The 21713-nt window shown below is 58.6% G+C and carries 23 protein-coding genes and 1 tRNA gene; 17 read left to right on the top strand and 7 right to left on the bottom strand.

Features of this window, described 5'->3' with window-relative positions; genetic code table 11:
• Positions 1-5 precede the first annotated feature (5 nt).
• The 6 genes from selB (at position 6) to SCT_RS05090 (ending at position 6179) form a co-directional block, all read left to right on the top strand.
• Complete coding sequence (selB, locus tag SCT_RS05110; RefSeq protein ID WP_059419895.1) at positions 6-1889, top strand: selenocysteine-specific translation elongation factor; 1884 nt, start codon at positions 6-8, stop codon at positions 1887-1889.
• 39 nt (positions 1890-1928) lie between these two features.
• A tRNA-Sec gene (locus SCT_RS17255) sits at positions 1929-2025 on the top strand.
• 131 nt (positions 2026-2156) lie between these two features.
• Positions 2157-3317, top strand: a complete 1161-nt coding sequence (sucC, locus tag SCT_RS05105) for an ADP-forming succinate--CoA ligase subunit beta (RefSeq protein ID WP_059419893.1) — start codon at positions 2157-2159, stop codon at positions 3315-3317.
• Between the two features lie 15 nt (positions 3318-3332).
• Positions 3333-4211, top strand: coding sequence for a succinate--CoA ligase subunit alpha (sucD, locus tag SCT_RS05100; RefSeq protein ID WP_059419890.1), 879 nt, complete (start codon positions 3333-3335; stop codon positions 4209-4211).
• Positions 4208-5815: an NAD+ synthase gene (locus SCT_RS05095; RefSeq protein WP_059419885.1), complete on the top strand. Its 1608-nt coding sequence runs from the start codon at positions 4208-4210 to the stop codon at positions 5813-5815. Before sucD ends, SCT_RS05095 begins: the two co-directional genes overlap by 4 nt.
• A 25-nt stretch (positions 5816-5840) precedes the next feature.
• The gene (locus tag SCT_RS05090; protein ID WP_059419883.1) at positions 5841-6179 is read left to right on the top strand and encodes a P-II family nitrogen regulator; all 339 of its coding nucleotides are present in this window, start codon (positions 5841-5843) and stop codon (positions 6177-6179) included.
• On the opposite strand, the gene SCT_RS05085 is transcribed toward SCT_RS05090, so the two are convergent.
• Positions 6180-7007: an outer membrane protein assembly factor BamD gene (locus tag SCT_RS05085; RefSeq protein WP_059419878.1), complete on the bottom strand. Its 828-nt coding sequence runs from the start codon at positions 7005-7007 to the stop codon at positions 6180-6182. It abuts the gene before it with no gap.
• Here SCT_RS05085 and rluD point away from each other — a divergent pair.
• The 8 genes from rluD (at position 7006) to SCT_RS05045 (ending at position 15369) form a co-directional block, all read left to right on the top strand.
• Positions 7006-8001, top strand: a complete 996-nt coding sequence (gene rluD, locus SCT_RS05080; RefSeq protein WP_059419875.1) for a 23S rRNA pseudouridine(1911/1915/1917) synthase RluD — start codon at positions 7006-7008, stop codon at positions 7999-8001. The two genes, SCT_RS05085 and rluD, sit on opposite strands and share 2 nt — an antisense overlap.
• Positions 8002-8086: 85 nt before the next feature.
• Entirely contained in the window at positions 8087-8530 is a 444-nt protein-coding gene (locus SCT_RS05075) for a universal stress protein (protein WP_059419874.1), read from the top strand.
• Between the two features lie 58 nt (positions 8531-8588).
• Positions 8589-9164 carry a DedA family protein gene (locus SCT_RS05070; protein WP_059419872.1) on the top strand — a complete coding sequence of 192 codons (576 nt, stop codon included), beginning with the start codon at positions 8589-8591 and terminating at the stop codon, positions 9162-9164.
• Positions 9161-11506, top strand: a complete 2346-nt coding sequence (locus tag SCT_RS05065) for a plasma-membrane proton-efflux P-type ATPase (protein WP_059419870.1) — start codon at positions 9161-9163, stop codon at positions 11504-11506. Before SCT_RS05070 ends, SCT_RS05065 begins: the two co-directional genes overlap by 4 nt.
• 181 nt (positions 11507-11687) lie before the next feature.
• The gene (gene pgeF / locus SCT_RS05060) at positions 11688-12446 is read left to right on the top strand and encodes a peptidoglycan editing factor PgeF (RefSeq protein WP_059420107.1); all 759 of its coding nucleotides are present in this window, start codon (positions 11688-11690) and stop codon (positions 12444-12446) included.
• 56 nt (positions 12447-12502) lie between these two features.
• Positions 12503-13282: a ZIP family metal transporter gene (locus SCT_RS05055; protein WP_059419868.1), complete on the top strand. Its 780-nt coding sequence runs from the start codon at positions 12503-12505 to the stop codon at positions 13280-13282.
• Between the two features lie 282 nt (positions 13283-13564).
• Positions 13565-14881, top strand: a complete 1317-nt coding sequence (rimO, locus tag SCT_RS05050; RefSeq protein WP_059419863.1) for a 30S ribosomal protein S12 methylthiotransferase RimO — start codon at positions 13565-13567, stop codon at positions 14879-14881.
• An 8-nt stretch (positions 14882-14889) separates the two neighbouring features.
• The gene (locus tag SCT_RS05045; protein ID WP_059419859.1) at positions 14890-15369 is read left to right on the top strand and encodes a hypothetical protein; all 480 of its coding nucleotides are present in this window, start codon (positions 14890-14892) and stop codon (positions 15367-15369) included.
• A 21-nt stretch (positions 15370-15390) separates the two neighbouring features.
• On the opposite strand, the gene SCT_RS05040 is transcribed toward SCT_RS05045, so the two are convergent.
• From SCT_RS05040 to ompR, 5 genes are all read right to left on the bottom strand, one after another.
• Positions 15391-15684: a hypothetical protein gene (locus tag SCT_RS05040; RefSeq protein WP_059419856.1), complete on the bottom strand. Its 294-nt coding sequence runs from the start codon at positions 15682-15684 to the stop codon at positions 15391-15393.
• A complete protein-coding gene (locus SCT_RS05035; protein ID WP_059419853.1) occupies positions 15681-16310 on the bottom strand; it encodes a hypothetical protein in 630 nt (209 codons plus the stop codon). The genes SCT_RS05040 and SCT_RS05035 overlap by 4 nt, the downstream gene beginning before the upstream one ends.
• A 52-nt stretch (positions 16311-16362) precedes the next feature.
• Positions 16363-16578 carry a heavy-metal-associated domain-containing protein gene (locus SCT_RS05030; RefSeq protein ID WP_059419848.1) on the bottom strand — a complete coding sequence of 72 codons (216 nt, stop codon included), beginning with the start codon at positions 16576-16578 and terminating at the stop codon, positions 16363-16365.
• A 145-nt stretch (positions 16579-16723) separates the two neighbouring features.
• Positions 16724-18025, bottom strand: coding sequence for an ATP-binding protein (locus tag SCT_RS05025; RefSeq protein ID WP_059419844.1), 1302 nt, complete (start codon positions 18023-18025; stop codon positions 16724-16726).
• Positions 18022-18741, bottom strand: a complete 720-nt coding sequence (gene ompR / locus SCT_RS05020; protein WP_059419840.1) for a two-component system response regulator OmpR — start codon at positions 18739-18741, stop codon at positions 18022-18024. The genes SCT_RS05025 and ompR overlap by 4 nt, the downstream gene beginning before the upstream one ends.
• Positions 18742-18935: 194 nt before the next feature.
• Here ompR and SCT_RS05015 point away from each other — a divergent pair, with 194 nt between their 5' ends.
• The 3 genes from SCT_RS05015 (at position 18936) to SCT_RS05005 (ending at position 20420) form a co-directional block, all read left to right on the top strand.
• Entirely contained in the window at positions 18936-19529 is a 594-nt protein-coding gene (locus SCT_RS05015; protein WP_059419836.1) for a hypothetical protein, read from the top strand.
• 63 nt (positions 19530-19592) lie between these two features.
• Positions 19593-19913, top strand: coding sequence for a DUF3106 domain-containing protein (locus SCT_RS05010; RefSeq protein WP_059419834.1), 321 nt, complete (start codon positions 19593-19595; stop codon positions 19911-19913).
• A 57-nt stretch (positions 19914-19970) separates the two neighbouring features.
• On the top strand, positions 19971-20420 hold the full coding sequence (locus tag SCT_RS05005; protein ID WP_059419830.1) for a hypothetical protein: 450 nt from the start codon (positions 19971-19973) through the stop codon (positions 20418-20420).
• 337 nt (positions 20421-20757) lie between these two features.
• Here SCT_RS05005 and SCT_RS05000 read toward each other — a convergent pair whose 3' ends face one another.
• A complete protein-coding gene (locus SCT_RS05000; protein WP_159107882.1) occupies positions 20758-21234 on the bottom strand; it encodes a hypothetical protein in 477 nt (158 codons plus the stop codon).
• Positions 21235-21713: the final 479 nt, after the last annotated feature.

The following is a 21713-nucleotide window of genomic DNA, read 5'->3' as shown; positions in this document are numbered from 1 at the left end:
AGAGCATGATCATCGGCACCGCAGGTCACATTGACCACGGCAAGACCTCCCTGGTGAAGGCGCTCACCGGCGTCGACGCCGACCGCCTCAAGGAAGAGAAGGCGCGCGGCATCACCCTCGACCTGGGCTACGCCTATTCGCCCCTGCCTGGCGGCGAGATGTTGGGTTTTATCGATGTGCCGGGGCACGAAAAGCTGGTGCACAACATGCTGGCCGGTGCCACCGGCATCGATTTCGTGCTGCTGGTGGTGGCTGCCGACGACGGTCCCATGCCGCAGACCCGCGAGCATCTTGCCATTCTTAACCAGCTTGGGCTGTCGCTCGGCGCCGTCGCTTTGACCAAGATCGACCGGGTGCCGGAAGAACGCGTGGCGCAAGCTTGGGCGGAGGTGGAATCGCTGTTGCAGGGAACCCCGCTTGCCGACTGTCCGGTTTTTCCGCTTTCTGCCGTGAGCGGAGCAGGGGTGGAGGCGCTGCGCGGACATCTCGAGGCGGTCGCTGCGGCTTTGCCGCCGCGCGCCGCGACCGGCAATTTCCGTCTGGCGGTCGATCGCTGCTTTACCCTGGCCGGCACCGGCACGGTGGTGACCGGCACGGTATTTTCCGGTACGGTGCGAGTGGGCGACCAACTGCTGCTCTCGCCTGCCGGCATCCCTGTCAGGGTGCGCGGCATTCACGCCCAGAACCGGTCTTCCGAGCTTGGCGTAACCGGGCAGCGCTGCGCCCTCAACCTGGCGGGCACGGGTTTCAATAAAGACGACGTGCGCCGCGGCGATTGGGTGCTGGCCGGGGCGGCGCATGGGCCGACGCAGCGCCTGGATGTGCGCCTGCATCTGCTGCCCAGTGCCGGCAAGGCGTTGCGCCACTGGTCGCCGGTGCATTTTCACCTCGGTGCGGTCGATGTCACCGCGCGGGTGGCGTTGCTGGAAGGCGAAGCGCTCGAGCCGGGTGCAAGCGCCTGGGCGCAGATTGTGCTCGACCGATCCATCGGTGCCCTGCGCGGTGACCGCTTCATCATTCGCGACCAATCCGCCAGTCGCACCTTGGGCGGCGGCGCCGTGCTCGATCCTTACCCGCCTGCGCGTAAGCGGCGTACGCCGGAGCGCCTGGCGATACTCACGGCACTCGAGCAAGCGACGCTGGAAGCGGTGCTGAGCGGAGTGCTCGAGGCATCCCCGGGCGGTGTCGACCTGACGCGCTTCGCGCTCACCTGCAACCTGAGTTCCGCCGAAGCAGAAGCCTTGCTGCGGCAAGTCCCGCTGGCCGCCGCCGACGGCATGGTTTTCGCGCAAAGCGTTTGGCAAGGACTGCGACAGGCCGTGCTGGAGCGCTTGGCGGAGGCGCATCGCCAGTCTCCGGATACCTTGGGGCCGGGGGCCAATCAGTTGCGCATGCAGGTGGCGCCGCGCCTGGCGCGTGCCGTTTTCGACAGCCTGCTGGCGCAACTGCGCGCGGAGGGATTGATCGCACAGAGCGGGCTCTGGTTGCACTTGCCGGATCACCGCATTACGCTTTCCACCGGTGATCAGGAGATCTGGCACAAAGTGGCGCCGCTGTTGCTGGATCAGCCATTCCAGCCGCCCCGGGTGCGCGACTTGGCCGCTGCGCTGCAGGTGGAGGAAGCGCGCATGCGCCTCCTTCTCCAGCGTTTGGCGGCCATGGGAGAAACTTACCGGGTGGCCCACGACCATTATTTTATGCCACAATCGGTGGCGCAGCTCGAGGAGATAGCGCGCGAGCTTGCGGCGGGAAGCCAGGATGGAGCGATTGCGGCGGCGCAGTTTCGCGACCGGATCGGCGTCGGGCGCAAGCTGGCGATCCAGATTCTGGAGTTTTTCGACAGTAGCGGCATTACCCGCCGTGCCGGCGATACCCATCGTCTGCGTTGAGGGGATAGCTGCAAAGCTTTATACTGCCTGGCTGCAATTGGAAGAGAAGCGTTCCCCGGTGGGGCGGCCAGACTTCAAATCTGGCAAGGGTTGTCAGACAGTTCTTGGTGGGTTCGACTCCCACTCTCTTCCGCCAACGATTTTAACTGGCCATCGCTATCCATGGCGGGTCTGGTTGTGACGGTTGTCGCAGAATGAAAATAAGCTGGAACGAATTGCCGGGGCGAACAGGATCGGCTGGGGATACGCCAGAAATCGAGGACGGATATGAACTTGCATGAATATCAGGCGAAACAGGTGTTGCGTGACTATGGCATCGCAACGCCGCGCGGCGCGGCGATAGACAGCGCTTCCCAGGTGGATGGCGCGATTGTGGAGCTGGGCGGCGACACTTGGGTGGTGAAGGCGCAGATCCACGCTGGCGGGCGCGGCAAGGCCGGCGGGGTGAAACTGGTCAAATCGCGCGAGGCGCTGCTGGAAGCGGTGAATGAGCTGCTGGGCAAACAGCTGGTGACCTACCAGAATGCACCCGACGGGCAGATGGTGTCGTGTCTGCTGATCGAGGAAACCCTGCCGATCGCACGCGAGCTTTACCTCAGCCTGACGGTGGACCGCGAATCCGAGCGCATTGCGCTGGTGGCGTCGAGCGCCGGTGGCATGGAAATCGAGGAAGTCGCCCACGCCTCGCCGGAAAAAATCCTGAAGGAATTCTGCGACCCGCTGCTCGGCCTGCAGGATTTCCAGTGCCGCGCTCTGGCCTTCGGACTGGGGCTGGAAGGCGCGCAGATCGGTGAGTTCGGCAAGCTGGCCAAGGGCCTGTACCGGCTGTTCAAGGACAACGACCTGTCCATGGTCGAGATTAACCCGCTGATCGTGACAGCATCGGGCAGCTTGGTGGCGCTCGACTGCAAGATCGGCGTTGACGACAATGCCCTGTACCGGCGCAAGAAACTGGCCGAGATGAACGATGTCAGCCAGATCGACCCGAAGGAAGTGGCAGCCAAGGAATTCGACCTCAATTACATCGCTCTCGCCGGCAACATCGGTTGCATGGTCAACGGCGCCGGCTTGGCCATGGCGACCATGGACCTGATCAAGCTGCACGGCGGCCAGCCTGCCAACTTCCTCGACGTCGGCGGCGGCGCCACGGCGGATACGGTGGCTAAGGCATTCAAAATCATCCTTTCCGATGCCAACGTTAAAGCGATCCTGGTCAACATCTTCGGCGGCATCATGCGCTGCGACATCATCGCCGAGGGCATTATCACCGCAGTCAAGGAAGTCGGCGTGAAAGTGCCGGTGATCGTGCGTCTGGAGGGCACCAACGTCGAGCTGGGGCAGAAGATGCTGGCCGAGAGCGGCGTCGGCGTGATTTCTGCCAGTGACCTGACCGACGCAGCAAAGCGTGCAGTGGCGGCAGTGGCCTGATTTCAAGGAATAAACATGAGCATTCTGGTTAATAAGAACACCAAAGTCCTGTGCCAGGGCTTTACCGGCAAACAGGGGTCGTTCCACTCCGAACAGGCGATCGCCTACGGCACGCAAATGGTCGGCGGCGTGACGCCGGGCAAGGGTGGGATGACCCATCTCAATCTCCCGGTGTTCAACACCGTGCGCGACGCGGTGCGCGAGACGGGTGCGACGGCTTCGGTGATCTACGTGCCGCCAGGCTTCGCGGCGGATTCGATCATGGAGGCTGCGGACGCGGGCATCAAGGTGATCGTGTGCATCACCGAGGGCATCCCGGTGCTGGACATGCTTAACGTCAAGGCCGCGCTGCGCGCCAACGACGCCGTGCTGATCGGCCCTAACTGTCCCGGTATCATCACGCCGGGAGCATGCAAGATCGGCATCATGCCTGGCTTCATCCACCAGAAGGGCAAGGTCGGCGTGGTGTCGCGCTCTGGCACCCTGACCTACGAAGCCGTCTACCAGACTACGAAACTCGGCCTGGGGCAATCCACCTGCGTCGGCATCGGCGGCGACCCGATCAAGGGACTGGATTTTATCGACTGCCTGAAGATGTTCCAGGATGACACGCAGACTGAGGCGATCATCATGGTCGGCGAGATTGGCGGCAACCGCGAGGAAGCGGCAGCGGAATTCATCAAGGCCCATGTCACCAAGCCGGTGGCGGCCTACATCGCCGGCCAGACCGCGCCGAAAGGCAAGCGCATGGGCCATGCCGGTGCGATCATCGCCGGCGGCAAGGGGCTGGCATCGGACAAGATCGCTGCGCTGGAAGCGGCCGGCGTGGTGGTGGCAAAATCGCCGGCAGGCCTGGGCGAAGCGGTAGTCGAGGCAATCAACAAAAAAGCATGAAGATCGCTATTGCCCAAATCAACTGCACGGTCGGCGACATCGCCGGCAACGTCGCGAAAATACTCGATTATGCCGAGCGGGCCAAGGCCCAAGGCGCGCAGATCCTGGTGACGCCGGAACTGGCCCTGACCGGTTATCCGCCGGAAGACCTGCTGCTGCGCGATGGTTTCTATGAGGCTTGCGACCAGGCTCTGTTCGGATTGGCACGGGATACGCAAGGGATCACCTTGGTGATCGGTCATCCGCAGCAGGTGGATGGGCTACGTTACAACTCGGCTTCTGTGCTGCGCGACGGCAAGCTTGTCAGCTCCTATCACAAGCAGATATTGCCCAACCATTCCGTTTTTGACGAAGTGCGCTATTTCACGCCCGGTACCGAGCCGTGCGTGTTCGAAGCCGATGGCATCAAATTCGGCATCAACATCTGCGCCGATATCTGGGAGGAGGGCGCTGCCACCTGCGCGCTCAACGCAAACGCTGATTTGTTGCTGGTGCTGAACGCCTCTCCCTATCATATGAACAAGCAGGTTTCGCGCTACCAGGCGGTGAGTGAGCGGATCGGCGAGTGCGGGTTGCCGGTTTTTTACGTCAATCTGGTCGGTGGTCAGGACGAACTGGTCTTCGATGGCGCTTCTTTCGTCATGGACGGCGTGGGTGTGCTGGTGCATCAGCTCCCGGCATTCGAGGAGACGTTGCGCATTGTTGAACTGGAGAAGGATCAGCCGCAGCAGGGAGAGATTATTCCGCAGCTGCCGATCGAGGCGTCCGTTTACAAGGCATTGTGTCTGGGCGTTCAGGATTATGTAATGAAAAACGGGTTTCCCGGTGTGGTGTTGGGATTGTCCGGCGGCATCGATTCCGCGTTGACGCTGGCGATAGCGGTGGATGCGGTGGGTGCGGAACGGGTGCATGCGGTGATGATGCCGTCCGAGTTCACTGCCGACATCAGCCTGCAGGATGCGCAGATCATGGCGGGACGAATGCAGGTTCGCTACAGCGAGTTGCCGATCAAGCTGGCATTCGACGCTTTTCTCCGAACCTTGTCAGAAGAGTTCGACGACTTGCCGCTCGATACCACTGAAGAGAATATCCAGGCCCGTATCCGGGGTACTTTGCTGATGGCACTGTCCAATAAATACGGTTCGATTGTCCTGACCACCGGCAACAAGAGCGAAATGGCGGTGGGCTACGCCACGCTGTACGGCGACATGGCTGGCGGATTCGCGGTGCTGAAGGACGTGCCGAAAACTCTGGTATATCGCCTGGCGCTCTATCGCAACAGTCTCGGCGTGGTGATCCCGGAACGGGTCATCACACGTGCGCCATCCGCCGAACTACGCTACAACCAGACCGACCAGGACGCCCTGCCGCCGTATGAAATTCTTGATGCCATCATGGAAGCCTATGTCGAGCACGACCTGTGTCCTCATGACATAATCGCGCATGGTTACGCTGAAAAGGACGTGCGCCGCGTAGTGAAACTGATTGACAATAACGAGTTCAAGCGACGCCAGGCGCCAGTTGGAGTACGTGTCACGCCGCGCGGATTCGGTAAGGACCGGCGCTATCCGATTACATCGAAGTATCGTCCCTGGCTGGAATAGGGATCACAACAAGCGGGAGTGGCAAATGAAAAAGATTGAAGCGATTATCAAGCCGTTCAAACTTGATGAAGTGCGTGAAGCGTTGCACGAAATTGGTGTGACTGGCCTGACCGTGACCGAGGTGAAAGGCTTTGGACGGCAGAAAGGGCATACCGAACTCTACCGCGGCGCCGAGTACGTGGTCGACTTTCTGCCCAAGGTCAAGATCGAATTGGTGATTACAGCCAGTCAGGTGGAGGCCGCCATCGATGCCATTATCAAGGTGGCACGCACCGGCAAGATCGGCGACGGCAAGATTTTCGTCACCAGCGTGGAACAAGTGGTGCGCATCCGCACCGGAGAGACCGACGATGCGGCGATTTAACTACCAGATTTTCCACCACGGCGTTTCCGCCTTTTTCTCCAGGGCGAAGTAGCGGCTGTTGGGGAAGTTCTTTTGCATGATGCGCAGGGTGTCGTCACGCAGATCATTCATGCCGAGTGCATCGTAGGCTTTCACCATGATAGTCAGCGCCTCCTCGGTGGCGGGTGTCTGCGGGTACTGTTGCATCGCAGACTGGGCGCGGTTGACGGAGGCAACGTAAGCGCCGCGTCTGTAATAATAGCGAGCCACGTGAACTTCATGCGAGGCGAGGGCGTTGACCAGGTACTTCATGCGAGCAATGGCGTCCGGTGTGTATTTACTGCCGGGGAAGCGGGTCGTTAGCTCCTTGAAGGATTCAAAAGCTTCAAGTGATGCTTTCGGGTCGCGTTCGCTCATGTCCTGTTTGGCGAGTGGGGCAAGGGTTTCCGAGGATTCGGCAATCTTCTCCGTCAGGGCGCCGAGGAAGCCCAGATCGTCGTTGAAGTTCACCAGCCCTTTCAGGTAATAGATGTAATCCACGTTGGGGTGGTTGGGGTGGAGTTTGATGAAGCGGTCGCAGGCGGCAATGGCGGAGGCCGGTTCGTTCGCCTTGTAGTAGGCGTAGGCGATTTCGATTTGGGCTTGCTGCGCATAACGGCCGTAGGGGTAGCGTGCCTCCAGTTTTTCAAAGTACTGAATGGCTTTTTCATAGCCGCCGTCGGCCATTTGATCCTTGGCCTCGGTGTAGAGTTTCTGGGCTGACCAGCCCTTGGTTTCATCCTGGACTTCAGGCAACAGTCCACAGCCGGTTATCAACAATGCAAGAATTAACGCTAAACTAAGCCTCATGACAATATCCGATGCCCAGCAGGGCGCAAGTGGTAATCCGCCCGATTATAACCCAAATCCGGCCCCCATCAACTTGACGATTCCGCCAGAAATGACCGGATTGCGCCTCGATCAGGCTTTACAGCAGTTGTTGCCGGATTATTCCCGCAGCCGCCTGCAAACCTGGATCAAGGAGAAACGCGTCACGCTCGATGGCCAGTGTGTTGCACCTAAACAGACGGTGTGGGGCGGTGGAAAGGTTAGGGTAGAACCAGAGTTGCATCCATCAGAAACTCCCTATGCAGCGGAAGAAATCGCCCTCGACATCGTGTATGAAGACGATGCGCTGCTGGTGGTCAACAAGCCAGCCGGGCTGGTGGTTCACCCCGGTAGCGGCAACTGGCAGGGCACCATGCTGAACGCCCTGCTGCACCATGCACCGCAGCTTGCGTGCATTCCCCGCGCAGGCATCGTCCATCGCCTCGACAAGGACACCAGCGGCCTGCTGGTGGTGGCCAAAACCTTGACCTCACAGACCGATCTGGTGCGCCAGCTTCAGGCTCGTAGCGTGAAGCGCGATTATCTGGCGGTGGTGCAGGGGCTGGTGGATCGTGACGGCAAGGTGGAAGCGCCGCTCGGCCGGCATCCCAGTCAGCGCGTCAAAATGGCGATAGTCCACAACGGTAAGCCGGCGGTAACGCATTACACCGTACTGGAGCACTTCGATCGCCACACGCTGATCCGTTGCAGCCTGGAAACTGGCCGCACGCACCAGATTCGGGTGCACATGCAGTCCATCGGCCATCCTTTGGTGGGCGACCCGGTTTATGGCGGCAGGCCGCTGAATATGTCGCAAGCCCTGCGCGACGCGGTCAAGGCCTTGGGTCGTCAGGCTCTGCACGCGGAACGGCTCGGGCTGATTCACCCAGTTAGCGGCGAGCCGATGGAGTGGCAGGTGGATGTGCCGGCGGATATGGCGGCGCTGATCGAAACCTTAAGACATGGGGTAGTTTAGCCATGGATATTCACGAACACCCGAAGGGTACAAGTAAGAAAGTATAGAATTAAAAAGTGGTTCTCAATAATGAGGAGTTAAGGCAATGTACAAACATATTCTGGTGGCGGTCGATGGCAGCGATACCTCCAATCTGGCCTTGCAGGAAGCAATTAAACTGGTCAAGGGGAGGCAAGCCCAACTGCGGATCGTGCATGTGGTAGAAGAGGTGACGCTCAACATCGACGCAGAGTACGCCATGGGAGCGTATCAGGAAGCTATGCGCAAAACGGGCGAGGCGGTACTGAGAAAGGCCGAAGCCGTTGCACGCGAATCCGGCGTCAAAGCCGAAACCAAGCTGCTCGAAATTGAAACGCTGGGTCACCGGATCACGGACATGGTCGTGGAAGAAGCGCAGAGCTGGCCTGCGGATGTGATCGTGCTGGGAACCCATGGCCGGCGCGGGTTTAACCACCTACTTATGGGCAGCGTGGCAGAGGGCATTGTCCGAATTTCCCCCAAACCGGTACTGCTGATTCGCGGCAAGTGAAGCTCGGGAGCACTGTTGCGGCGCATGTGTCTGCACGCTGATAGTTTCCCGGATTGATATGTCGCTCGCCGCGCTGCTGCAGGATTATGGCTACGCCGCTGTCTTCGTGGGCGCCGTCCTGGAAGGGGAAACCCTCCTCATCATGGCCGGCTTTGCCGCCCACCGTGGCTATCTGGATCTGCCCTGGGTGATGGGCGTGGCCGCTGTTGGCGGCTTCCTTGGTGACCAGATATATTTTTATTTGGGCAGGCGTTATGGATGGCGTATCTTGAACCGTTTCCCCCGTTTTAAGCCGCGTGCGGCGCAGGTGCAGGCGTTGTTGGCGCGCTATCATTTGCCGTTGATTCTGGGAATACGCTTCTTGTACGGCTTGCGCACTGTGGGACCACTCGCCATCGGCATGAGTCCGGTTGGGTGGGTCCGCTTTTTCGCCCTGAACCTCATCGGCGCAGTGGGGTGGGCAGTGCTGATCGGTGGCGCGGGCTACCTGTTTGGCCAAGTGCTGGCGTTATTGCTTACCGATCTGCATCGTTATGAAGAAGCGCTGCTGGCACTGATGGCCATCGCAGGGATCGCCGTCTGGCTTCACTACCGCTGGCGTCAGCGGCGTGCTTCGGGGAGAAATCCTCCGTGAGCCAGGAAGCGTATCCTTTATCCGGGCCGGCCTTGCCGGGCCTGACGAGTGGCGAAGCCGCGGCGCGTCTCAAGCAATACGGCCCAAATGCGGTAGCGGAGGAGCGCCCGCATCCCTGGCTCGCCTTGCTGCGCAAATTCTGGGCGCCGGTGCCGTGGATGCTGGAAGTCACCATCATCCTGCAGCTTGTGCTGGGTAAGGCGGACGAGGCGCTCATCATCGCCATTCTGCTGGTATTCAACGCCGTTTTGAGCTTTATTCAGGAAGGCAGGGCCAACAACGCGCTCGCCCTGTTAAAGAACCGCCTGGCGGTTCAGGCACGGACGCTGCGCGACGGCCATTGGCAGTTGATGGCAGCGCAGGAATTGGTGCCCGGAGATGTCATCCACTTGCGCATGGGAGATCTCTCGCCGGCGGATATCCATCTGCTGGACGGCCAGATACAGCTCGATCAGTCGGCCCTCACGGGGGAGTCCCTGCCGGTGGAGGCAGGTGCGGGCGGCACGGCCTATGCCGGGGCCATCGTCAAACGCGGCGAGGCGACCGGCGAAATCACGGCCACCGGCAGCCACACCTATTTCGGCAAGACCGCCGAGCTGGTGCGTACGGCGAAAACTGTGAGCCATCTCGAAACCCTTATTTTCATCATCGTTAAATATCTGGTGGCGCTGGATATTGTTCTGGTTGCGGCCTTGTTGATTTACGCCGGGGCGAACCACATCCCGATGGCGGAGGTCATCCCCTTTGCCTTGATCCTGTTGGTGGCTTCCGTTCCCGTGGCGCTGCCGGCCACGTTTACCCTGGCTACTGCCTTCGGTGCGCTGGAACTTGCCAAACGCGGCGTGCTGGTGACGCGATTGTCCGCCATCGAAGAGGCTGCGGCCATGGATACCCTGGCGAGCGACAAAACTGGCACCATCACCCAAAACCGGCTGGCGCTGGCGGCGCTGCGCGCCTATCCTCCGCACAGCGAGGACGATTTGCTGCGCCTTGCGGCACTGGCTTGCGATGAAGCGACCCAGGACCCGATTGACCTGGCGATTCTCGACGCTGCACGGGCGCGCAACTTGCTCTTGAGCGTACCGCAACGACTGAAGTTCACCCCCTTCGATCCGGCAATCAAGCGCTCCGAAGCCCTGTTCCAGCAGGAAGGCGGAGATCTTCGCGTGCTCAAGGGTTTTCCTCAGGCGGTCGCCGCGCAGGTTTCGGGTGCGCCTGATGTGAGTGCGGAAGTGGAGGCTCTTGCTGCCGGCGGTTATCGAATTCTGGCGGTGGCCTCCGGAACAGGTGGGACGCTGCAATTAGCCGGGTTGGTGGCGCTGCAAGACCCGCCAAGGGAAGATTCCAAGTCCCTGGTGCAAAGCCTGCACGAGCTTGGGGTACGCGTCCTGATGGTCACCGGCGACGGGCTTGCCACTGCCCGCACCGTTGCTGCCCAGGTAGGCATCGGCAGCCGCGCCTGCCCGCCGGAATCATTGCGCGGCGACAGTGACAAGGATATGGCGGAATGCGATGTGATCGCGGGTGTCCTCCCCGAAGACAAGTTCCGCCTGATACAGAATTTGCAGCATGCGGGCCATGTGACGGGAATGACCGGCGATGGCGTAAACGACGCCCCCGCGCTGAAACAGGCGGAAGTCGGCATCGCCGTTTCTAGTGCCACCGATGTGGCCAAGGCCGCTGCCAGCATGGTGCTGACCAACCCGGGGCTGACAGATGTGCTGGCCGCGGTGGAAGTGAGCCGGCGCATCTACCAGCGCATGCTGACCTACACTCTGAACAAAATCATCAAGACTCTGGAAATCGCCGTTTTCTTGAGCCTCGGGCTGATGCTGACCGGCACTTTCGTCATTACGCCGCTGCTTATGGTGCTGCTGCTTTTTACCAACGACTTCGTCACCATGTCCATCGCCACCGACCGCGTGTCCTTTTCCAGGAAGCCGGAGCGCTGGCGCATTCCGACCCTGATGCTGACCGCCGGGGCGCTGGCCGTGCTTGTCCTGATTCTCTCTTTCTCGGTGTTTTTCGCCGGTCGCGACTTGCTTCATCTGCCCCTGCCGCAATTACAAACCCTGATCTTTGTCATGCTGGTTTTTAGCGGCCAGGGCACTGTTTATCTGGTGCGCGAGCGGCATCATTTCTGGCATTCGCTGCCTAGTCGCTGGCTTATGCTGGCATCGTTGATGGACATCCTGATTGTCAGCGTGCTGGCCACCCAGGGCATTCTGATGGCCGCCATCAGCCCTGCGCTGGTGGTTGGTCTGTTGATCCTGGTGCTGATATTCTTAACAGTGTTGGATTTTTTCAAAATCCAGCTCTTCAGGCATTTCGGCCTGCACTGAGAAGACTGTGGTAACGCAGCAGAATTAGTAAGAACATCGTGTCTTGAATAATAATATGGGAGAAGACGGGTTCAGTGCCCATGCTGGTGATGAATATGGCAAGCAGCTTATTTACGGACAAGCTCTTAATCAATCAGCCGCCATATTTCGTGTGTTCGTGTTTATTCGTGGCAAAATACAAATGAATCATTCTTGGATAATCCCCGACTGGCCCGCGCCGGCCAATGTGCGCGCCTTGCAAACCACCCGTGAAGGCGGGGTGAGTGTGGGCGCCTATGCTACGCTCAATCTGGGTGACCATGTTGGCGATGACACAGTTGCTGTGGTGCGGAACCGGGCGTTGTTGCGCGAAGCCCTCCCTGCCGATCCGGTCTGGCTGAAACAGGTGCATGGCAATATCGTGGTGGATGCCGACCGTACGGTTGGCGTGCCGGATGCCGATGCCGCCCTGTCCCGGCAGCTGGGCAAAGTTTGCGCGGTGATGACGGCGGATTGCCTGCCTCTGCTGATATGCGACGAAGCCGGTACGGTGGTGGCCGCCACCCACGCTGGGTGGCGCGGGTTGGCCGGTGGTGTGGTGGAGGCGACGGTGAATGCGATGAACGTCGCACCGGAGCGACTTATGGTCTGGCTCGGCCCCGCGATCGGTCCAGCAGCCTTCGAGGTAGGTGAAGAGGTCAGGCAGGCGTTCATGGCTCGTGATCCGGCGGCCGAAAAGGCTTTCGTGCCTTCTCCAGTAGTCAGTAATCAGGACTCGACACTTGACACTCAGAAATGGCTGGCGGATATTTATCTCCTGGCGCGCCAGCGCCTTGCCCTCCTAGGCGTGAAACAGGTGTACGGCGGCGGTCTGTGTACCTATACTGATGCCGAACGCTTCTACTCCTACCGCCGCGATCAGGCTACCGGGCGAATGGCGTCGTTAATCTGGCTTGCTTGATGTTATCCCGTATAATGTCGGCCTCCAGTCCTTTTCAGGTTTAACGCCAGGTTCTTATGTCCACTCTGACTGGAATCATCCTTGCCAGCTTGTTCGGCGGTACGCTCAGTATTGCCGTGGCGGCATTGTTCGCTATGTCGGCGCGCGCCGAGTGGGTGCCGATGCTGGTCAGTTATGCCATTGGCGCCTTGCTCGGGGCGGCATTTCTGGAGATTTTGCCGCACGCTTTCGAGTTGACCAAAAGTATCGAAAATACCGCGGCCACCATCCTGTTCGGCATCCTGATGTTCTTTGTGCTGGAGAAGCTGGTTCTGTGGCGACATTGCCATGTCGACCATTGCGAGGCTCACGTCCCGTCCCACGATCACGGCCACGATCATGGCCGCAGCGGTCTGATGATCATGGTCGGCGACACCTTCCACAATTTCGTCGACGGCATCATCATTGCTGCCGCGTTCCTGGCCGATTTTCAGATCGGCGTGGTGACCTCGCTGGCCATCATCGCTCATGAAATTCCGCAAGAAGTGGGCGATTTCCTTATTCTGCTGCATTCTGGCTACAGCAAGAAGCAGGCGTTCCTGCTCAATCTGCTATCCAGTCTGGCGACGGTGGTGGGCGGCGTGCTCGCTTATTTCATGCTGCAATCGATGCACGAGTGGATTCCATTCTTCCTTGCCATTGCCGCGGCGAGCATGATTTATGTGGCGGTGGCGGATTTGATCCCGGGCCTGCACAAGCGCCCGGAGTTGCTCGTTACTCTGCAACAGGCGCTACTGATCGGGCTGGGTATCGGCTCTATCTGGCTGACCAAGTTTCTGCTGGGCGGCCATGCGTGAGCGCTTGAGCCGTTTCAGAGTGATGTAGAACACGATGCCCAGAGGCAGCAGGCCTAAAAAAAAGAAAGTCAGCACACCGGAAACGAAACTTTTTGCCGTTACGGCCATCATGAGTATGACGTAGGCCCAGCCGATTGCGATAATGTATAAGTACATGGGCGGTAGTATAAAAGAAAACTTGATTTTACCGCAGAGGACGCAGAGGAAAGGCAATACCCAATATGCCTGGGTTTGGTTTCCTCAGCGTCCTCTGCGGTTAACGCTTTTAACGGATATTTTTTAATGGCTTCAATTCCAAAAGTCGGCTTCGTTTCCCTTGGTTGCCCCAAGGCGCTGGTGGATTCCGAGCAGATCCTCACCCGCTTGCGTGCCGAGGGCTATGCTATTTCACCCAGCTATGAGGGTGCCGATCTGGTGGTGGTCAATACTTGCGGCTTCATTGACGCTGCCGTGGCGGAGTCGCTCGATGCTATCGGCGAGGCGCTGAAAGAGAATGGCAAGGTGATCGTCACCGGTTGTCTGGGCGCCAAGTCCGACGTGGTGCTGGCGGCGCACCCCCAAGTGCTGGCGGTGACCGGCCCGCATGCCGCAGCCGAGGTGATGGCGGCGGTGCATCAGCATCTTCCGCAGCCGCACGACCCGTTTGAAAGCCTGATTCCACCCCAAGGCATCAAGCTGACGCCGAAGCATTACGCTTACCTGAAAATTTCCGAGGGCTGCAACCACCGCTGCACTTTCTGCATCATCCCGTCGCTGCGCGGGGATCTGGTCAGCCGGCCGGTGGGGGAAGTGATGCAGGAAGCGGAAAACTTGGTCAAGGCCGGCGTCAAGGAACTGCTGGTGATCTCCCAGGACACCAGCGCTTACGGCGTCGACGTCAAATACCGCAGCGGCTTCTGGGGCGGCCGCCCGCTGCGCACCCGAATGACCGAACTGGTCAGTGCCCTCGGCGAATTGGGCGCGTGGGTGCGGCTGCATTACGTCTACCCTTATCCCCATGTCGACGAGGTCATCCCGCTGATGGCGCAGGGCAAGATCCTGCCTTACCTCGATGTGCCTCTCCAGCATGCGAGTCCGCGCATCCTCAAGGCGATGAAGCGTCCTGGAAATATCGAGGGCACGCTGGCCCGGATTCACGGCTGGCGCGAGATCTGCCCGGAGATCACGATACGCAGCACCTTCATCGCCGGTTTTCCCGGCGAGACCGAGGCCGATTTCGAACTGCTACTGGACTTTCTGCGCGAGGCGCAGCTTGACCGCGTCGGCTGCTTTGCCTACTCGCCGGTGGAAGGGGCAACAGCCAACGCGCTGCCCGGTGCAGTGCCGGAAGAGGTGAAACAGGAGCGTGTGGCACGGCTGATGGAACTGCAGGAAGAAATCAGCGCGGCCAAACTGGGGCGCAAAATCGGCCAGACCTTCACCGTGCTGGTGGACGAAGTGGACGAGGAGGGCGCCGTTGCCCGCAGTGCGGCGGATGCGCCTGAAATCGACGGCCTGGTCTATATCGAGGATGCGGGCAATCTGAAACCAGGCGATTTCGTCGAAGTGGAAATCACCGACGCCGATGCCCACGATCTGTGGGGGCGGCGCGTCAGTTGAGTCGCGTCATGCGCCAGTTGAATATGGCCAGGAAATTCCTGTTTCTTATGCTGGCAGCGCTGGGGTCGATGCCGGTCTCATTGTTCGCGGCGCCCACGACCTTCGAGCCGGTGATCGGCAGCGCTTTGCTGTGCAACGACCAGATCGATCCCGTTTACTTCGAGGATTACCTGATCCGTTTTTTCAAGAAGCCGTACAAGACCGAAGGCGAAGCTTACTGGTTCAAGCCGGACCCGTCTCAGAGGCTTTATGGTCTTGAACTGACAGACATTTACGTCAGTACGGAAAGCAGTCGTTACGCCTTTCTGGGCGTGATATTCAAGGAAAACCTCGACACGGCCAGGAAGAAGATGCTGGACATCAAAGGGGTCAGCTATCTGCCGTTTTCGGGCGACACGGTGCTACGGTCGGCGCAGGGCAGTTTCCTGATCGAGTACGACAATACCAAAACCAAGTTGTACTGCGTGAAACATCGAGTAACCCAGTAACCCAGTAACCCAGTAACCCCCTTATTCCTTTGGCTTGACACTCTTCAGGCTGGACCGGGTAATCGGCACGACCTTGGCTTTCTTCGTGTCGTCGCTGTAGTGGGGTCTTTCCTCGGCGATGCCGGCTTCCTTTGCCAACTCCATTTCCCTCGCCGAGATCAGCGCGAAGCAGGCCTTGATATCTTCAATGGTCTGCTGTGACAGGGCATGATGCATGCCAGGCTGTGGGGTGGTGTCCTTGACGACACTCCCCAGTACTTTGCGCATTACGCGCAGGACGCGCTGTTCCATTGAGGTTTCATCGTTGCTTGTCATTGCTGTTCATCCTTTTTTTCGTTGCTGGAGGCGCCCTTCAGGAATTCATCGAATTCGCCCATGGAGATTTCCTCCACATGCAAATCGTTCACTGCCAAATGCGGCGGAATGTGAAAAAGACTGTCCTGTTCCAGGGGTTCACCCACGGTTTTTGCCTGTTCCAGTAAAGCGGCCTGCTCCTGTTCTGTAGCCGGGTTCTGGGTCCGATCCTGCGGATAATGCGGCTGCTCGTCGAATTCGTAATCGGCCTGTTCCGGCCCTGGAACTTCGCTGTAGTCAGTTTTGAAGCGCCAGAATACAGCAGGCACCTCGATCGATAAAGTTTCTCGAATAAACTTCCTGATTTGAATTTCGATAATATTGGAGAAGCGCAGTTTCTTTTGCGGTGCGACCTGAATCAATACCACCGGTTGCGCGTCATAAGCAATAGTGTAAACCTTGAAATTCTCTATGCCTCTAACCTCAAGGAAATTGTAGGCGGCCTGGTTAATAGCCTTGAGCTTGTCCCGACTGATGGTGGCGGCTTCTTTTTCCTTATTGAGGAACGGAAAAAAAGCTCCGATTGCCATCACTGGAGAAAAGCCATGGGCAAGGTCGAAAACAGGAGCAAAGTCGAATGGGTTCATTTCAGGATATTAAATCGCACGGCACTCATGATGAAGAATACAGCGCAAATATTCAACCATTACCGACAACTTCATAGCCGGCATCCTGGATCGCGGTTTTGAACTGATCTGGACCGGCTTTGGTGGGATCGAAAGAAATAGCGACCTGGCCGCTTTCCAGGACAATGTCTACGACTGCGACACCGGGAATCGGCGCAAGCACGTTTTTGACGCTCTTGACGCAACCCATGCAGGTCATGCCTTTGACAGTCAGGGTGATGTTTTCCATTGGTGTACTCCTGTTAAAAATAAAACTCGCGAAGCGAGATAGAGAGGGCGGTGATCCTGAACCCCGGCCAATTCCTTCTATTGTAAGGCTGATGTTCGATGCTGCCCACTACCGGAAGTTGCCTGAGAAATGCAGTATGCGTTTGTCAGGAGTAGCGGGGTAGGGTGAGCGTGGCGCTGAGTCCGCCACCCTCACGACGTTCCAGGCGAAATTCGCCGCCATGCAGGCGTGCTGTTCGCTCGACAATTGCCAGCCCGAGGCCGGAGCCGCCGATGCCGCCGCGTGCGGAATCAAGTCGGACGAAGGGGCGCTTGGCAGCTTCCAGGCTGTCCTCGGCAATGCCCGGGCCTCGGTCGAGCACGCTGAAACATACAGCGGGCGTGCCCTGCCAGGGTACACCGTCCAGTTTGAGAGTGATTTCGCCGTCGCCGTATTTGACGGCATTGTCGAGCAGATTGACCAGCGCCCGTTTGAGCAGCAGCGGGCGCACTTGGGCTGGGGGCAACTCGTCCAGTTCCAGTTGCACGCCATGGCTAGCATAGGGCGCGGCGGCTGATCCAGCCAGTTCGGCGAGATCGCACTCGGCAGCGGCTTCCTGCTCGCCAAGCCGGGCATAGTCGAGGAATTGCCCAACCACGGCGTCCATTTGCTCGACGTCGGCGATGACGCCTTCGCGCGATGCGGTTTCGTTGATGAACTCAGCCGCCAGACGCAATCGTGTCAACGGGGTGCGCAGGTCATGGGAGATGCCGGCCAGTACCAGCGAGCGCTCCTGTTCGATGGCAGCGAGGTCGGCCGACATCTGGTTGAAGGCGCGCGCGACAGCTGCCGTTTCCTCGGCACCTGCTTCGACTACCGGCGCGGGGTTCTCGCCGCGGCCGATGAGGCGTGCCGCATTGGCCAGGTCACGCAGCGGCTTGCCGACCTGGCGCGCGATCAGCGCGCCGCCGGCCAGCGCCAGTAGCAGTATTAGGGCGATCCAGCCCAGCCACTGCCAGGCCTGGGTCTGCTTAATGCGTTCGCGCGGCATGGCCACCCAGAATTCCTCATTGCCGATGAAAAAGCTCACCCAGAATTCGTCTAGGCCGTTGCCGGTGGCGAAGCGGGTGCCTTGGCCGAGTTGCCGGCGCACTTCGGCAGTCATCAGTCGAGTCAGATTGTCATCGGCGATGGGTTCGAGGTGCTCGTTGTGCTCGGCAGAAAAAACGCGGATGCCTTCCGACTCAGCCATTTCTGCCAGCAACGCCGGCCGCAGTGAGGGTTCGGACGACAGTACGGCAGCGCGAGTGAGGTTGACTACCGCGGTGATCATATGCGCCAGCTGCTGAGCTTTCGGCGCGCGTTCAGACTGGCGGAGCAGCCAGCTGCTTGCCGCCAGCGATGCCACGATCAGTAAGGCGATCAGCAGGAAGGCGCGGACGCCCAGTGTGCGAGGGACCAGCCTCATGCTTCGCCATCGTCTGGCACAAACACGTAGCCGTGGCCCCATACTGTCTGGATATAGCGGGGTTTGGCGGCATCCAGTTCAACCAGCTTGCGCAGGCGCGATACCTGCACGTCTATGGTGCGGTCGAAGGCTTCGTGGTCGCGACCGCGAGCCAGTTCCATTAATCGGTCGCGGGAAAGCGGCTGGCGCGGGTGGCTGACCAGCACTTTCAACAGCGCAAATTCGCCGGTGGTGAGCGTTACCTGATTGCCGTCACGGGACAGGGTGCGAGTGCCGAGGTCGAGCTTGCACGGGCCGAAGCTGACCACCCCTGCCGAGGCAGCGGGAGCGCCGGGCGGCGGGGTGCGCTGGCGGCGCAGTATGGCGCTGATGCGCGCGACCAGTTCGCGCGGGTTGAACGGCTTGGCCAGGTAATCGTCGGCACCCATTTCCAGGCCGACGATACGGTCGATTTCGTCGCCCTTGGCAGTGAGCAGGATCACCGGCGTGGTTTCGCCGGTGCCGCGGGCGCGGCGCAGGATGGACAGGCCATCCTCGCCCGGCAGCATGAGGTCCAGCACCCACACGTCGAAGCGGCCGCGATCGAGTAGCTGGGCCATTTCCCGTCCATCGGCCGCGGCCTTCACGTCGAAACCCTGTTCAGTGAGATAGCGCAGCAACAGTTCACGGATACGGGCGTCGTCGTCGATGAGAAGTATGCGTGCAGCAGTAGTCATGGCGTTATCTTAACTTGTAAATCAGGGTGAATTGTATGTAATTGTTACAAAAACCTGTCGGATAACAATTTGTTACAAACTTCGGCAATTTGTGCATAGCTTGTTTACATTTACCTACTACGATGGCTCCAACGTCTGAAGCAAATGGGACGTTGGGCAAACAACCAAATTTATCATTGCGCAGGGAGATTATCATGAACTTCACCAAGAAAACTTTTGTAGCAATCGTCGGTATGGGTGTTTTCGCCATGGCATCCGGGTCCGCTCTGGCCGAGTCACAAGGCCGTGGCGCCGGCCAGCGTATGCAAAACCAGCATCAGCGTATCGAGCAGGGTGTGAGATCCGGCCAGCTGAATCACCGTGAAGCCACCAGACTCAACCACGAACAGAGGCGGATTCACCGTGAAGCCCGCGAATACCACAGCGATGGTGTGATGACACGGGCCGAGCGCAACGACCTGCGCAGTGACCAGAACCGTGCCAGCCGCCATATTTACGCCGAGAAACATGATGGCCAGTATGGCGCCCGCGGTTCAGTGCGCGATCCCGGTGTGAATGCGCGCCAGTCTAACCAGCGCGAGCGTATCCAGCAGGGCATCCGTACCGGCGAGCTGAGTCGTGGCGAAGCCAGGCAGCTTGGCGCGGAGCAGCGCACCATCCGCCAGGAGGAACGCCAGTACAAATCGGATGGCGTCATGACCAAGGCTGAGCGCAAGGACTTGCACCAGGACCTGAGTGTTGCCAGCAAGGATATCTACAACGAGAAGCATGACGCCGAGCGTCGCTGATTATTCACCGTGCTGACCCCATCAGATCGGCGCACTTTGATAAACTAACTGAAAGGTTAAATCATGATACGTATTAATCGAATCGGCCTGCTGGCCATCACTGCAACGCTGTTGGCACTGGGGCAGGCTGCCCTGGCAGATGAGTTGCCGTCGGGGCCCGCTTCCAGTGTGGAGCAGTCCAAATCCATGAGCCCGGAGGAGCGACAGGCAGCGCGCGAACAAAAGCGTGAGCAGTGGCAAAAGATGAGCCCCGAGCAACGCGAGGCAATGAAGCAGCGTGTTCGCGAACAACAGCAGAATATGAGCCCGGAACAACGCGAAGCAATGAAACAGCGATTCCAAGAACATCGCCGGAATGCCGGGGGTGGTGCTGGTAGAAGCTAGGAAACCGTGCCGTGCCACCTCACCGGGTGGCGCGCGTTTGCAGGGAAGGATGATGTGATGTTTGCTGCTCGTTATGGATTGCTGGCCGCTGCTGCGGCCTTTCTGGCATTGTGCCAGCCGGCATTCGCCGAGGCCCCATCCGGCCTTGGCGCGTTGTCACCCGAGCAGGTAAGGAGCATGCGCCCGGAGGATCGCCACGCCGCACGCGAGCAGTGGCAGCAGATGAGTCCTGAGGATCGGACTGCGAAACGGCAGGAACTGCGCCAGCGTTTCCAGGAACAACAGCAGAATGCCGCGCCTGGCGATGGCGAGGAACGTCGTCAGGTATTGCGTGAACGCTGGCAGAATATGAACCCGGAAGAGCGCAAGGCAAGGCGGCAGGAGTTGCGCGAACGATGGCGGAATATGAGCCCGGAAGATCGGCATCGAATGCGCCGCGATTTCGAGGGAACGAACCGGGATAGCGGTAGGGGCCAACAGAATGACAGTGATCGGTTGCAGCGCTAAGCTGGGTCGAGTGGCACGAACCAGGCGCTTGAGATTCGAAGGTTGCTGGATTTTTTGAGTTGAATTTACCGGAAATTAAGCGTATAAATAATTGTGGTTCTCGATTCGCTGGTTCTGAAAAGTGAACCGTTAATGGGAGATGCCTATCGACACTTCAATGATTAATTGTCTGTAGTTGCTACCCTAGTCAGTATTCGAAAACTGACCCAGTCGGCATCCCTTAAGCCGACTAATAACGCCGCTTTAAGCGGCGTTATTATTTGTTGGTCATTCGTGCTTCATCACTCCCCTCAAAGAAATCCTGGCACAGATCGCCCATGCTCAGAATGGAGTCTGCCTATTTTTTAGGGTTCGCGCCTGGAGTTGTATTGGGAGTTTCAGCTTTAATTCGACTGACTTTGATCATGATATCAGGGTAATAATCGCTTCCCTGGAGGATCTCAAATCGGGAAGTGCCAACTGATGTCAGGTTTAGCTCCTGCTTCAATTTCCCGAGAGGCTGCAAGGTGCTGCGCCGAATAAGGAGATTTCCATCTGCGCTGCATTCCACAGTGATAAAGGTGTTCGTATCCTCTTTTTCCAATGACTTGTTCCCATTTCGTTCGCAATCCATATTGTTCAGAACTATTTGACGGGTTGCCTTTTTTTCCACCTTGCTGTCAGGAAGAAAAACCACCTGGATTTCATAGGTTTCGTCTTTAGCCAATGCGGTCCATGCCGGAAGGGAAGGTTTCTTTTCCGCTGCTCCGGCCATTAGGGGTGAAAGTGAAAACAAAAACAGGGTAGCTGTCAGAAAGGGTATTGGTGATGGCAAGGCGGCTACTCCACAAATGTATTAAGCTTGCTGACTCGGCGCACAAATGAATATTAATTCATCATTCCGCTGCCGAATTCCTGGATTTTAGGCTCGTTGATCCGAAGGAAAAATGGCGGCATTTAAATGCTGGTCCAATAGTATAACAGCCAACCAATTACGTGATCTATTGAGTGCTATCGGGGAAACACTTGACCGTCTTATCCAGGCCCGCGAACTCTTAATATTGCAAGCGCCACCCCGAGCAACTTACTTTTTAGTCTGTAGTCTACTTTTTGAGGGAGCTTCGTCCTGTCCTGCCATACGACGAGGAGTCTACGGTTATTAGGTCAATAGCGTCCTCGACCATGATCGCCGGTGCAGGTTCGAGTTTCGGCTCGGATTTTTTCATCGTCTGCAGATAAAGGAGATAAACCATGAGTCCGACCGAACCTGAACGCAAGCCAGATTCCGAATCCGCCGAGGAGAAAGGAGAGCAA

The organism is Sulfuricella sp. T08 (genome assembly GCF_000971475.1).
GTDB lineage: Bacteria > Pseudomonadota > Gammaproteobacteria > Burkholderiales > Sulfuricellaceae > Sulfuricella.
Note: the sequence above shows the minus strand (reverse complement) of the source record. Positions and strands in the feature narration are given on the sequence as shown.

What these genes read in the sequence shown, in the direction of transcription:
- sucC (WP_059419893.1), top strand. Translation starts at nt 2,157, where the DNA reads ATGAACTTGCATGAATATCAGGCGAAACAGGTGTTGCGTGACTATGGC.
- SCT_RS05045 (WP_059419859.1), top strand. Translation starts at nt 14,890, where the DNA reads ATGCGCCAGTTGAATATGGCCAGGAAATTCCTGTTTCTTATGCTGGCA.
- SCT_RS05070 (WP_059419872.1), top strand. Translation starts at nt 8,589, where the DNA reads ATGTCGCTCGCCGCGCTGCTGCAGGATTATGGCTACGCCGCTGTCTTC.
- SCT_RS05030 (WP_059419848.1), bottom strand. Translation starts at nt 16,578, where the DNA reads ATGGAAAACATCACCCTGACTGTCAAAGGCATGACCTGCATGGGTTGC.
- SCT_RS05010 (WP_059419834.1), top strand. Translation starts at nt 19,593, where the DNA reads ATGATACGTATTAATCGAATCGGCCTGCTGGCCATCACTGCAACGCTG.
- SCT_RS05035 (WP_059419853.1), bottom strand. Translation starts at nt 16,310, where the DNA reads ATGAACCCATTCGACTTTGCTCCTGTTTTCGACCTTGCCCATGGCTTT.
- rimO (WP_059419863.1), top strand. Translation starts at nt 13,565, where the DNA reads ATGGCTTCAATTCCAAAAGTCGGCTTCGTTTCCCTTGGTTGCCCCAAG.
- SCT_RS05040 (WP_059419856.1), bottom strand. Translation starts at nt 15,684, where the DNA reads ATGACAAGCAACGATGAAACCTCAATGGAACAGCGCGTCCTGCGCGTA.
- SCT_RS05025 (WP_059419844.1), bottom strand. Translation starts at nt 18,025, where the DNA reads ATGAGGCTGGTCCCTCGCACACTGGGCGTCCGCGCCTTCCTGCTGATC.
- pgeF (WP_059420107.1), top strand. Translation starts at nt 11,688, where the DNA reads ATGAATCATTCTTGGATAATCCCCGACTGGCCCGCGCCGGCCAATGTG.
- SCT_RS05075 (WP_059419874.1), top strand. Translation starts at nt 8,087, where the DNA reads ATGTACAAACATATTCTGGTGGCGGTCGATGGCAGCGATACCTCCAAT.
- SCT_RS05090 (WP_059419883.1), top strand. Translation starts at nt 5,841, where the DNA reads ATGAAAAAGATTGAAGCGATTATCAAGCCGTTCAAACTTGATGAAGTG.
- rluD (WP_059419875.1), top strand. Translation starts at nt 7,006, where the DNA reads ATGACAATATCCGATGCCCAGCAGGGCGCAAGTGGTAATCCGCCCGAT.
- SCT_RS05015 (WP_059419836.1), top strand. Translation starts at nt 18,936, where the DNA reads ATGAACTTCACCAAGAAAACTTTTGTAGCAATCGTCGGTATGGGTGTT.
- ompR (WP_059419840.1), bottom strand. Translation starts at nt 18,741, where the DNA reads ATGACTACTGCTGCACGCATACTTCTCATCGACGACGACGCCCGTATC.
- sucD (WP_059419890.1), top strand. Translation starts at nt 3,333, where the DNA reads ATGAGCATTCTGGTTAATAAGAACACCAAAGTCCTGTGCCAGGGCTTT.
- SCT_RS05055 (WP_059419868.1), top strand. Translation starts at nt 12,503, where the DNA reads ATGTCCACTCTGACTGGAATCATCCTTGCCAGCTTGTTCGGCGGTACG.
- SCT_RS05005 (WP_059419830.1), top strand. Translation starts at nt 19,971, where the DNA reads ATGTTTGCTGCTCGTTATGGATTGCTGGCCGCTGCTGCGGCCTTTCTG.
- SCT_RS05095 (WP_059419885.1), top strand. Translation starts at nt 4,208, where the DNA reads ATGAAGATCGCTATTGCCCAAATCAACTGCACGGTCGGCGACATCGCC.
- selB (WP_059419895.1), top strand. Translation starts at nt 6, where the DNA reads ATGATCATCGGCACCGCAGGTCACATTGACCACGGCAAGACCTCCCTG.
- SCT_RS05085 (WP_059419878.1), bottom strand. Translation starts at nt 7,007, where the DNA reads ATGAGGCTTAGTTTAGCGTTAATTCTTGCATTGTTGATAACCGGCTGT.